This window comes from Halomonas sp. AOP5-B2-8 (assembly GCF_052376475.1).
Classification (GTDB): domain Bacteria; phylum Pseudomonadota; class Gammaproteobacteria; order Pseudomonadales; family Halomonadaceae; genus Vreelandella; species Vreelandella casei.
Genome location: NZ_JBQSVS010000001.1, coordinates 1 through 12,174, shown reverse-complemented (window position 1 = coordinate 12,174; position 12,174 = coordinate 1). Strand labels below are relative to the sequence as shown.

The 12,174-nt window shown below is 54.1% G+C and carries 10 protein-coding genes; 4 read left to right on the top strand and 6 right to left on the bottom strand.

What is annotated here, in order from left to right; translation table 11 throughout:
* Positions 1 to 45 precede the first annotated feature (45 nt).
* Genes parE through serB form a run of 3 tightly spaced genes read left to right on the top strand, consistent with a single transcriptional unit; the run spans position 46 to position 5,133 of the window.
* Entirely contained in the window at positions 46 to 1,941 is a 1,896-nt protein-coding gene (parE, locus tag ACT3RP_RS00050; protein WP_441685963.1) for a DNA topoisomerase IV subunit B, read from the top strand.
* 6 nt (positions 1,942 to 1,947) lie between these two features.
* Positions 1,948 to 4,200 (top strand): DNA topoisomerase IV subunit A, encoded by a 2,253-nt coding sequence (gene parC / locus ACT3RP_RS00045; RefSeq protein WP_193062458.1) that lies wholly within the window; start codon positions 1,948 to 1,950, stop codon positions 4,198 to 4,200.
* A 3-nt stretch (positions 4,201 to 4,203) separates the two neighbouring features.
* Entirely contained in the window at positions 4,204 to 5,133 is a 930-nt protein-coding gene (gene serB, locus ACT3RP_RS00040; RefSeq protein WP_483392999.1) for a phosphoserine phosphatase SerB, read from the top strand.
* 68 nt (positions 5,134 to 5,201) lie between these two features.
* Here the strand turns inward: serB and ACT3RP_RS00035 are convergent, their stop codons facing one another.
* From ACT3RP_RS00035 to ACT3RP_RS00010, 6 genes are read right to left on the bottom strand one after another with little or no spacing between them, the layout of a single operon-like run.
* A complete protein-coding gene (locus tag ACT3RP_RS00035) occupies positions 5,202 to 5,588 on the bottom strand; it encodes a Na+/H+ antiporter subunit G (protein ID WP_441685969.1) in 387 nt (128 codons plus the stop codon).
* Positions 5,589 to 5,625: 37 nt separating this feature from the next.
* The gene (locus ACT3RP_RS00030; protein ID WP_096280932.1) at positions 5,626 to 5,895 is read right to left on the bottom strand and encodes a K+/H+ antiporter subunit F; all 270 of its coding nucleotides are present in this window, start codon (positions 5,893 to 5,895) and stop codon (positions 5,626 to 5,628) included.
* Entirely contained in the window at positions 5,889 to 6,386 is a 498-nt protein-coding gene (locus tag ACT3RP_RS00025; protein ID WP_096280930.1) for a Na+/H+ antiporter subunit E, read from the bottom strand. The genes ACT3RP_RS00030 and ACT3RP_RS00025 overlap by 7 nt, the downstream gene beginning before the upstream one ends.
* On the bottom strand, positions 6,383 to 7,906 hold the full coding sequence (locus ACT3RP_RS00020; protein ID WP_096280928.1) for a monovalent cation/H+ antiporter subunit D: 1,524 nt from the start codon (positions 7,904 to 7,906) through the stop codon (positions 6,383 to 6,385). The genes ACT3RP_RS00025 and ACT3RP_RS00020 overlap by 4 nt, the downstream gene beginning before the upstream one ends.
* Positions 7,903 to 8,235, bottom strand: a complete 333-nt coding sequence (locus ACT3RP_RS00015; RefSeq protein WP_096280926.1) for a Na+/H+ antiporter subunit C — start codon at positions 8,233 to 8,235, stop codon at positions 7,903 to 7,905. Before ACT3RP_RS00015 ends, ACT3RP_RS00020 begins: the two co-directional genes overlap by 4 nt.
* Complete coding sequence (locus ACT3RP_RS00010; protein WP_483392998.1) at positions 8,235 to 11,075, bottom strand: monovalent cation/H+ antiporter subunit A; 2,841 nt, start codon at positions 11,073 to 11,075, stop codon at positions 8,235 to 8,237. The genes ACT3RP_RS00015 and ACT3RP_RS00010 overlap by 1 nt, the downstream gene beginning before the upstream one ends.
* Positions 11,076 to 11,248: 173 nt before the next feature.
* On the opposite strand from ACT3RP_RS00010, the gene ACT3RP_RS00005 reads away from it, so the two are divergent.
* A complete protein-coding gene (locus ACT3RP_RS00005) occupies positions 11,249 to 12,121 on the top strand; it encodes an ion transporter (protein ID WP_441685974.1) in 873 nt (290 codons plus the stop codon).
* Positions 12,122 to 12,174 lie beyond the last annotated feature (53 nt).

Genomic DNA, 12,174 nt, shown 5'->3' with positions numbered 1-12,174 from the left:
GTTTCTTTGCCAGCTGCCAGCACTTTTTTCAGGAATCGACGTTACATGACCCAGTTTGATGCCTCTCAGTACGGTGCGAGTTCCATCGAAGTCCTGTCCGGGCTCGAACCGGTACGTAAGCGTCCCGGTATGTATACCGACACCTCACGCCCCAACCATCTTGTTCAGGAAGTCATTGATAATAGCGTCGACGAAGCGCTGGCAGGTCACGCCTCAATCATCAACGTTGTGCTGCAAAGCGATGGCGGGATTGAAGTGCAGGATAACGGCCGAGGTATGCCTATCGACCTGCATCCAGAACACGGCGTATCGGGCGTTGAACTGATATTTACCAAGCTTCACTCAGGGGGTAAGTTTTCCTCCACAAGCTATCGCTTCTCGGGTGGCCTGCACGGCGTTGGGGTGTCGGTGGTTAACGCGCTCTCTCGTCGATTAGACGTAGAAGTGACCCGTAATGGCGCGCGCCACGCCATGGCCTTTGAGTTTGGTGAGAAGGTCGAAGAGCTGCATGAAATTGGCAAAGCGCCAAAGAGGGCGAGCGGCACTTTGGTGCGTTTCTGGCCAGATGAAAGCTATTTCGATAGCCCCAAATTAGCCCTAACGCGGCTGAAACATTTGCTGCGTGCCAAAGCGGTGCTTTGCCCAGGGCTAAAAGTTACGCTAGTAGAGCCGGATGGCACGTCCTCCGAGTGGGAGTTTGCTGACGGCCTGCGTGATTATTTGGTAGAAGCAACGGACGGTTATGAAGTGCTGCCCCGCGAGCCTTTTGTTGGCCACTTCAATGATGATGAGCACGGCGTTGACTGGGCAATTCAGTGGCTACCCGAAGGCGGGGAGGCGCTGTTGGAAAGCTACGTGAACTTGATACCCACGCCCCAAGGCGGCACCCACGTAAACGGGTTTCGTTCCGGCCTGCTGGACGCGCTGCGCGAGTTTTGCGAATACCGCAGCCTGCTGCCTCGTGGCATCAAACTTACCGCTGATGATTTGTGGGAACGCACCTCGTTTGTGCTCTCGGTGAAAATGCTCGACCCGCAGTTTGCCGGACAAACCAAAGAGCGGCTGTCTTCGCGAACCATTGCAGGCTTTGTGTCGGGCGTTGTCAAAGACGCTTTCTCACTGTGGCTAAACCACCACGTCGATCAAGCCGAAGCGATTGCCGAAATGGTGATTAGCGCAGCGCAAAATCGCCAGAAAAAAGCCAAAAAAGTGCTGCGTAAAAAGGTCACGTCCGGCCCCGCACTGCCTGGTAAGCTGGCCGACTGTTCCGGGCAAGACCCCGCGCAAAGCGAGCTGTTTTTAGTGGAAGGCGACTCTGCCGGCGGTAGTGCCAAACAGGCGCGCAACCGTGAAACTCAGGCAATCCTGCCGCTGCGCGGTAAAATTCTGAATACCTGGGAAGTCGAGACTCATGACATCTACAGCTCTCAGGAAGTCCACGATATTGCGGTCGCCATTGGTGCTGACCCCGGCAGCGACGGCCTGGATAAACTTCGCTACCACAAAATTTGTATTCTCGCCGATGCCGACTCCGACGGCCTGCACATTGCCACGCTGCTGTGTGCGCTTTTTGTTCGTCATTTCCCAAGCCTGGTAGACGCCGGGCACGTTTATGTCGCGATGCCGCCGCTTTACCGCATCGATCTAGGTAAAGAAGTGCATTACGCGCTAGATGAAAGCGAAAAAGCCGCGATTCTTAAACAGCTGGCCAGTAAGCGCGGTACGCCTAACGTGCAGCGTTTTAAAGGCCTGGGTGAAATGAACCCGTTACAGCTACGTGAAACGACGATGGCGGTGGAAACCCGTCGACTGGTTCAGCTCACGTTGACCGAAGGTGACGGCACCATGGAAATTATGGATATGCTGCTGGCCAAAAAGCGTGCCGGTGACCGCAAAAAGTGGCTGGAAGATTACGGCAACCTCGCAGACATTGAGGTATAACCCCCGATGACCATGGATATTCAAGTAGCAGAGGGCGACGTCGAACGTTTGTCCCTGCGCGACTATACCGAAAAAGCCTACCTCGATTATTCGATGTACGTGATTCTCGACCGTGCGTTGCCCAATGTCGGCGACGGCATGAAACCCGTGCAGCGGCGAATTATTTACGCCATGCGCGAGCTGGCGCTGCACGCTAGTGCTAAGTATAAAAAGTCGGCGCGTACCGTCGGCGACGTGCTGGGTAAGTTTCACCCTCATGGCGACAGCGCTTGCTATGAAGCCATGGTGCTCATGGCACAGTCGTTTAGCTATCGCTATCCGCTGGTAGATGGTCAGGGCAACTGGGGCAGCCCCGATGACCCTAAGTCGTTTGCCGCCATGCGTTACACCGAAGCGAAGCTTTCCAAGTTTGCCGAAGTGCTGTTAGGCGAGCTAGGCCAAGGCACCGTTGATTGGGCGCCCAACTTTGATGGCACCATGCAGGAGCCGCTGGTGCTGCCCGCCAAATTGCCGCACGTATTGCTAAACGGCGGTACGGGCATTGCGGTGGGTATGGCCACCGATATTCCGCCGCATAACGTAGCTGAAATTGTCGAGGCGACCTGTCATCTGCTGCGTAATCCAAAGGCGACCACCGCTGATTTAATGGCATTCGTGCCCGCGCCTGACTTTCCTACTGACGCGGAAATTATCACCCCGCCTGCGGACCTGCGTAAGCTCTATGAATCAGGCCGTGGCTCGGTGAAACTGCGCGCGCGCTATATTCGTGAAGAAGCCAATATCGTTATTACCTCGGTGCCTTATCAGGTTAGTGGCGCCAAGGTGCTTGAGCAGATTGCCGCTCAAATGCAGGCTAAAAAGCTGCCCATGGTGGCCGACCTGCGCGATGAATCGACCCATGAAGAGCCAACGCGCCTGGTGATTGAACCGCGCTCCAGCCGCATTGACGTTGAGTCGCTGATGGCGCACCTGTTCGCCACGACCGATTTAGAAAAGAATGTACGCGTGAATATGAACGTGATCGGCCTGGATGGTCGGCCACGGGTGATGCCGCTGCCTGAAATGCTCGGCGAATGGCTGCAGTTTCGTCGCAGCACCGTACGTCGGCGTTTAGAGCATCGATTAGGTAAAGTCGAAGACCGCCTGCACATCTTGGAAGGCCTGCTGACTGCCTATCTGGATCTCGATGAAGTAATCCGCATCATTCGTGAGGAGGATGATCCCAAGGCTTCGCTAATTTCCACGTTTAGTCTTTCTGATCGACAAGCAGAAGCCATTTTAGAGCTGCGCCTGCGTCATCTGGCCAAGCTCGAAGAGATGAAAATTCGTGGCGAGCAGGATGAGCTGGAAAAAGAGCGTAAGTACTTGCAGGGCTTGCTGGGCAGCGAAGCTAAGCTCACCACGCTAATTGAAAAAGAAATTCGCGCCGCCGGTAAAGAGCACGGCGATGCGCGCCGCTCACCGCTCGTTGAGCGTGAAGAATCCAGAGCGCTTTCGGAAGTAGAGCTGCTGGGCGCTGACCCCATTACCGTGGTGTTATCAGACAAAGGCTGGATTCGAGCAGCCAAAGGGCATGATATCGATCCCGAGGGGCTTTCCTATAAAGCGGGTGATAGTTTCCAGCTTGCGGCGCGGGGCAAAACCAATCAGCCGCTGGTCTTGCTGGATGATACCGGCCGTGCCTATACGCTGTCAGCGCATAATCTTCCCAGTGCTCGGGGCCAGGGTGAGCCGGTGACTGGGCGCGCCAATGTGGCGGCTGGGGCGAAAATGGCGGGGTTGATGTTTGCACCGCCCGAGCGGCGTTTCGTGCTGGCCACTGACGGCGGCTATGGTTTTGTCGCTAGGCTCGATACGCTCACCGGTAAAAACAAAGCCGGTAAAGCGGTACTGAGCCTGCCCAAGGGCTGTAACGTGATGGCGCCGATTGAAGTGCCGGAAGGTGAGGAGCTGTGGGTTGCTTCGGTATCAAATGAAGGACGTTTACTGCTCTTCCCCTTGGCTCAATTGCCCGAGATGTCCAAAGGCAAAGGCAATAAAATGCTGGATATACCTGGCCCTAGAGCGGCACGCCGGGAAGAGTTTGTATGTGGGATTGTGGTATTAGCTGCCAGCGATGCACTGATGCTGCATGCCGGTAAGCGCAAACTGACGCTTAAAGCCGATGACTTGGCCTATTACCGCGGTGAGCGCGGACGGCGTGGCAGTAAACTACCGCGGGGTTTCCAAAAAGTAGATCGTTTAGAGGCAGGGGAATAAGTAATGGCACGCGGTAATTTTATTCTAACCGCCTTAGGGTCGCGTTTGACTGTGGATATTCAAACGCAAGTAGACGCTTTAGTGGCACAATTTGGCCTTGAGCAGAAAAGTACCCAGCGGCTTGCCGATGCCTCACTGCTACAGAGCGACATAATTGATTGCATCGAGTACCGTTTGGTCGGTGACAGCGTTGATATTGAGGCGGTACGTAAAGCAGCATTAGCACTGGGTGAGACTCTAGGCGTGGATGTCGTTATCCAGGATGATCTGCGTGGCCAGGTTCAACCACGCTTGATCTGCTTTGACATGGACTCCACGCTTATCAAAGCCGAAGTGATTGACGAGCTTGCGCGTCGTCACGGGGTAGGAGACGAAGTCGCTGCGATTACCGAGCGCGCCATGCGTGGTGAGCTAGATTTTCAGCAGAGCTTTCGCGAGCGCATGAGTAAGCTAGCCGGTTTGGATGAGTCGGTGCTGGCGGATATCGCTAAAGAACTGCCGCTGATGGATGGCGTTGTACGTTTGATGGCCAACCTAAAGCGCTTGGGTTACCGCACGGCGATTCTCTCCGGCGGCTTTACCTACTTTGCTCGCTACTTGCAGGAGACGTTAGGCTTCGACGAAATCCATGCTAACGAACTGGTGATTGAGAAAGGCAAGGTGACCGGCGACGTTCGCGAGCCTATTGTCGATGCCGAGCGCAAAGCGGAGCTATTAGCCGCCATTGCGGAGCGTGAAGGCTTTACCTTGAATCAAACCATTGCGGTGGGCGATGGTGCGAACGATCTAAAAATGCTCGCTAGTGCTGGCTTGGGCGTCGCGTTTCATGCCAAACCCGTGGTGCGTGCCCAGGCACGTCAGGCAATCTCAACGCTAGGCATTGATGCGTTGCTGTACGTGATGGGCTATCGTCAGCAGGATTTAACGCCTTAAAATGCATATAAGACGGTGCTTTTCAGCACCGCCTTATGTCGTTGGTGCGAGACGCTATGGGATTGCTTTTAACCATGGCCCTTGTCGGGATGTGGCACCGGTTTTTCGCCGACTTCTTCGGTCTTCAGTTCCAACGGTTTGCCCTGGGTTTTATCGGTATGTTTTAAGCGCATGTGCAGGCCGGATTTAGCCAGCAGGTGGGCGCTCACGGGGGCAGTGATAAACAAAAATAGCGTAATGAGCATCTCTTGAATATCCGGCTTACCGTCCACGCTCCAGAAATACAGCATCGAAGCAATCAGCATGCAGCCGATACCTAGCGTGGTGGCTTTGGTAGGGCCGTGCAGGCGCATATAAAAATCGTGTAGGTGAGCCATGCCCAGCGAACCGATAAAAACGAACACACCGCCCGCGATCAACAGCAGTGAAATAATCCCTTCCACTATTATCGACATAGCCACTGCTCCCTGTTGTCGGCGTCCATTATGTGCGTCATTCGATAATATCTCCGCGCAAAATATATTTACACACTGCCACAGTACTGATGAACCCTAGCATGGCGATCAATAGCGCTGACTCGAAATACGTTTTGCTGTTAAGCCATAGCCCCAAGAGCACAATGAGCGCAATTGAGTTTACGTACATGGTATCCAGCGCTAATACCCGATCAGGCAGGCTAGGACCGATGGTGAGCCGATAAAGGTTCAGCAGTAGTGCCATCACGACCAGGGTTAAGGTGATGTAGAGTGCAATACTTAACATTCGTAAATCTCCTTAAGGGGGCGTTCATAGCGCTCGCGTATTTGCTCGATCAGCACCTCTTCATCATCCACGTCTAAGGCGTGAATCAGCAGTGATTTACCGTCCAGGCGTAAGTTAGCCGAGACGGTGCCCGGCGTCAGGCTAATAGTGCTGGCCAGTAGGGTGATGGTGAATCGTTCTTCAAGTATCAGCGGGTATTCAATAAAATGGGGGCGAAGCTTGCGCCAAGGGTTGGTAATTAAGTAAGCCACTTCAAAGTTGGCGATGACGATATCGCCGAGCACTCGAAAGAAAAAGCGCAGTAGAGCGAAAGGCTTGGCGATCCTTGGGCGTGCATCCCAAAAGCGGTGGGTCAGCAGGGGAATCAAAATGGCTAAGGAGCCACCTAACACAAACTGACCAATGGCGTAGCTGCGCACTAACAGCAACCAAACTACCAGCAGTAATAGGGATAAAACAGGCGTGGGCAGCCAGGCGCGTGGAGCAATCATTGTGCTTCTCCTGCATCAGTAGCTTGATCAGGCAGTAGCGTGCGGATAAGCACCTGCGGATTAGCGAGTTGCTCAGCCGTGGCCTGTGTATAGCTACTCACTGGCCCAGCCAATGCCACTAACAGGGGAGCCGCGCTAAGTAGCCAGATAACGCCAAACCACTGGCGATACGGTAGCGGACTGCCGCTAATGTTGCCGCGGTAGCTGCGCCAAAACAACGTAGACCCAGCGCGCGCCAGGGCGACCATGGAACACAGCCCCGCGACCAGTAACAGCGGCCATAGCCATAGCCGCTGAGTGCCTTCTGCTGAATTGAGCATCAGAGCTTTGCCAATGGCGCCTGACAGTGGCGGCATGCCCGCTACGGCGATCGCGCCTGCAAAAAAAAGAATCCCTAGCGCGGTACCTTGCACCATGGGGCGGCCCTTAACTAGTCGGGTACCGGCTTTGCCACGCTGCAGGCCGATCATTTCTGCTAACAGAAACAGTCCGCCGGTAATCAGCGTCGTATGTATCAAGTAGTACAAGAGTGCCGAGATCGCTTGAGGCGTGCCTATGCCGATGCCGGCCAGCAGCGTACCCACTGATACCAGCACTAAATACGCAACCAATAGGCGTAAGTCGCGTGCGGCCATTACGCCAGCGCCTGCGGCTGCAATAGTGGCCAGCGACAGCCACCAAACCCAGGGCTGCTCCAGTGCTTCCAAATCGCCCGCACTATCACCAAAAATTAACGAATAGACACGTAGGATGGCGTAAACACCCACCTTCGTCATAATGGCGAAAAGGGCGGCGACCGGTGCCGGCGCTGACGCATAGGCTTTGGGCAGCCAAAAATACAGCGGCAGCATAGCGGATTTTAAAGCAAAAACGACCAGCAGCATTAGTGCGCCAGCGGTGACTAAGCCTTCGCGCTCAACCGGCAGGTCAGCCACCCGAATCGCCATATCGGCCATATTGAGGGTGCCCGTTGCGCCATAGAGTATGCCCACTGCGATTAAAAACAGCGAAGAACCCGCTAGGTTGAGCACCACATAGTGCACGCTGGCTTGAATGCGCGCTTTGCCACCGCCGTGCAGCAGCAGCGCGTAAGACGCCAGCAGCAGTACTTCGAAAAAGACGAAAAGATTGAATAGGTCGCCGGTTAAAAAGGCGCCGTTTATCCCCAGCAGTTGCCATTGAAAAAGACCATGGAAATTGCTGCCTTTTTCGTCGTCACCCGCGCAGGCAAACACCACGGCACCCACTGCTAGGGTGGCGGTTAACAGCACCATTAACGCAGAGAGGCGATCCAGCACCAGCACGATACCAAAGGGTGCCTGCCAATCGCCCAGCGCGTAGTAAGTCACGTCGCCGCTGGCGGCTTGGCGTACTAAGCCTATTGCCACCAGTAGTAACAGCAGCGTAGCCGCCACGCTAACCGTGCGCTTATAGCGCACTAATCCTTGGCGCTGATAGAGCATTAAGATGCCCGCAATCAGTGGCAGGACAACAGGAAAAACAATCAGGTGCTGCATCATTCTCGGTCTTCCTTATTGCCGTCGACGTGGTCGTTGCCCACTTCGCTGCGTGCCCGCATTGCCAGGATCACCACAAAAGCCGTCATTGCAAAGCCGATAACGATGGCGGTAAGCACCAGCGCTTGAGGAAGAGGGTCGGCAACGTTTCCGCCCTCGGACACAATCGCAGCGCCGTCAGTAGTCAGTCCGCCCATCGAAAACAGAAACAGGTTTACCGCGTAAGAGAGCAGCGTAAGGCCCACCACGACGGGAAAGGTACGGCCTCTTAACGTGAGATAGAGACCAGAAGCGGTCAATACACCGGTGGTCATCGCGTAAAGCAATTCCATTAACGGGGCTCCTGAGTAGCTGAAGAGGCTGGGGGGGCGTCGATATCTTTTTCCGTCGCTTCGGTCACCGGGCGATGCGCGGTGGTGACTTTACCAAGGTTGGCAAGAATCATCAGCGTGGCCCCGACGACGGCCAAGTACACGCCCAGATCAAACAGCAGTGCGGTGGCCAGCTCAAACGTGCCGATCAGTGGAAGACTAAAATAGCCGAAAGCGGAGGTTAAGAACGGATGCCCAAACAGCCAGCTGCCTAGTCCGGTGAGCGTGGCCACGGCCACCCCGATAACCGCCACTGGTTGGAATGGGAAATCCAAACGTTCCTGTGCCCACGCCACGCCACGCGCCATATACAGCAGAATAAGCGCCACGGCGGTAATTAAGCCGGCAATAAACCCGCCGCCTGGCTGGTTGTGGCCGCGCAAGAAAATAAACGCAGAGACCAGCAGCGCCAACGGAAGCAGCGTCATTGAAATGGAGGTAAGCACCGCAGGGTAACGGTCAGGGGACCATACACGGCCTTCGCCGTCGCTGTGCGGCATAAACAGACGCAGGCGATTCAATAGCTTAAATATCGCTAAGCCCGCGATGGCCAGCACGGTAATTTCACCCAGGGTATCGAAGCCACGGAAGTCGACCAATATAACGTTGACTACGTTATAGCCACCGCCGCCAGGCTTACTGTTTTCTAAAAAGAAGCTAGAAATTGACTGGGTATCATGGGTCATGACCGCATAGTTAAGGCTAGCAACGACTAACCCTAGCGACCCCGCCAGCAGCATATCGCGAATATTACGCAGCGGGCTGGATTCTCTGGGGGTTTTCTGCGGTAAGAAAAATAGCGCCAGCATCAGCAGAATCATGGTCACAACTTCGACCGAAAGCTGTGTCAGGGCAAGGTCGGGCGCTGAGAAACGGGCAAAGGTGAGAGCAACAAACAGGCCCACCACCGATAGCATTAGCAGCGAAATAAGCCGATAGCGGTGAGTGGCAGCGGTCGCTATGCCACCGAACATCAGCATTCCCGCACCTAAAATCAGCACGCCGTCTAAGGGTTGATTGCCCGCCGCGCCAGTTAAATCGGGTATTTGAACGAGGCCTATGCCGCCCATTAATAGCGCCGCTAACCATAGCCAGCCTACATAGCGCTGTAAGGAGTTGCTGTCGAGCGTAGTAATAAGCTGTTCGGCGCGGAAGCTAATGGCAATAAGAATACGTTCAAATATGCGGCGAGCATCCACGCCCACAAACTGCTGGGTAAAACGTTGAACGTTGCCGTAGCGCCAATAAAGCGCAATGCCGGCTACAAAAGCGAGCACACTCATCATCAGCGGCAGGTTGACGCCATGCCAGATCGCCAGGTGGATATCCAGAGGGCTGCCAATCACGGCCATACTGGCAAGTTCTAAGATGTTGGTGGCCATCACTGCGGGAAATAATCCCACCACTACGCACAAGGCAACCAGTATTTCCATCGGCAGGCGCATCAAATGAGGCGGCTCATGAGGTGATTTAGGCGGTGCTTCGCGAGCGGGCTTGAAGAAGACCGCGTGAACCAAGCGCAGCGAGTAGGCGACCGATAGAATGCCGCCGATTGTTGCTAGCGCGGGTAATAGCCAGCTTATTCCGCCGAACACGGGGGTCGCCAACGTCTCGGTAAAGAACATTTCTTTGGATAAGAAACCGTTGAAAAGAGGGACGCCCGCCATGGACGCTGCCGCTAGAGTGGTTAATAGCGCCGTGACCGGCATGGCTTTTCTCAGCCCGCCCAACTGCTTAAGTTCGCGGGTGCCGGCTTCGTGATCGATGATGCCCGCACTCATAAACAGTGCGGCTTTGAAAGTGGCGTGATTGAGAATATGAAAAAGGGCCGCCAAAATTGCCATTGGGCTGCCAATGCCCAGTAGCACGGTAATCAAGCCGAGATGGCTAACCGTGGAAAACGCTAATATGCCTTTCAGGTCGCTCTTGATCAGTGCAAACCACGCGCCATACAGCATCGTTATAATGCCGACCAGCGAGACAACCACGCTCCATAGCTCGCTGCCGGCAATCGCAGGATGCAGTCGCGCCATCAGGAAAATGCCCGCTTTAACCATGGTGGCAGAGTGTAGGTAGGCCGACACCGGCGTGGGAGCGGCCATTGCGTGGGGCAGCCAAAAATGAAAAGGAAACTGCGCTGATTTGGTAAACGCGCCGAGTAATACTAAGCACAGCATCAGTGGGTAGCGCGGGTCGGCAAGAATTGCGTCGCCGCTTGCTAATACGTCGCCCATGCTGAAACTGCCCGCCATGTTGCCAAGCAGTAGCAAGCCCGCCAACAGGGCAAGCCCACCGGCACCAGTGATCGTTAGCGCCATTCGGGCGCCCTTACGAGCATCTGATTGATGTGACCAATAACCAATAAGTAAGAATGACGAGAGGCTGGTTAACTCCCAGAAAAACCAGAGCAGAATCAAATTGTCCGACATTGAAATGCCCACCATTGATGCCATAAATAGCATCAAGAAGGCGTAAAATCGGCCAAACGGCTCATCTTTTGCGAGATAGTAATGGGCATAAAGTATAATCAGTAGCCCAATGCCCAGTATCAGCAGGTTAAACAGCAGCGATAACCCGTCCAGCCGAAACGCTAAGTTTAGCGCTAGTTCCGGCATCCAGGTGGCTGAAAAACGCAGCTGCTCGCCATCTTGTAGCGCCGGCACGTTGAGTAGCGTCATTGCTAGCGCGGTCGCTGGTAGCACGGCGGTTGTCAGTGAACAGACACTGCGACCAAATCGTGCGGTGAGTAGCGGCACCAGTACGCCTAGCAAAGGCAACAAGGCTATCCAAAGCAATGTCATGGGTGTCATCCAGCGGCTAAGTTAAAAAAGTCAAAAGAACACCTCCTGAGCGCCTGGAGAGGGTTCTGGTGGTGCAGGATACATCAAGTGGAACAAGAGGATATCACTTGTGCAGTAGCTGTGTAATTTTAGTATAAAGTGTGCCGGTCAACCGATGAGAGATTTTTTGTTCCATGAGTGAACCCTTTAATACCTGGCAAGCCCGTTTTGAAAAGCTGCGATCAAACAAGCTTTTCGAAGCCGTAGTGATTGCCATTATCGTTATTTCGGCCTTAGTGATAGGGGCCAAAACCTATGAAGAAACCTCTCGGATTGAGCAGTGGCTGCTGTATTTAGATGTCGCCGTCACTATCTTCTTTTTGATAGAAATTTTAATCAGGATGGCCGCTGAGCGCACTCTTCTGAGCTTCTTCAAAAAGGGCTGGAACGTTTTTGATTTTCTGATTGTGACCGCCAGTTTAATCCCTATGGATGACTCTGAAATGGTCCTGTTGGCGCGGCTGCTGCGTATTTTCAGAGTGCTGCGATTGGTGTCGATGATTCCTGAACTGCAGATGCTGCTCAATGCCCTGGTGAAGTCGGTGCCGCGGATGGGCTATGTCGTTCTGCTGATGTTTATCATTTTCTATATTTATGCCGCCATTGGCAGCTTTCTATTTCATACCGTTGATGAGGGGCTGTGGGGCAATATTTCGCTGGCGATGCTAACGCTGTTCCAGGTGGCGACCTTTGAAAGCTGGGCGACGGCCGTGCTTTATCCCACCATGGAAGTTTATCCCTATGCCTGGATCTTCTTTTTAACGTTTATCTTTCTGAATGCCTTTATTTTCCTCAACATGATGATTGGCATCGTGTTGGACGTGATGCAGAAGGAGAGTGCGCTACTCGATTTAGAGAATGATGACGGTGATGCTGCCCAAATGAAGGGGCTGCGTAGCGATGTGCGGGATTTACGCGCGCAGCTTGACCGAATGGAATCAGCGCTGGCTCAGCGCGACGGGCACTCGCCACAGAAGGATTCAGTTAGTAACCATACTGACCATTGATGATATTTTTTTGCCGTTTGAAAGCAAAGCGGGGTGGGGCGTTTGAATGAAAA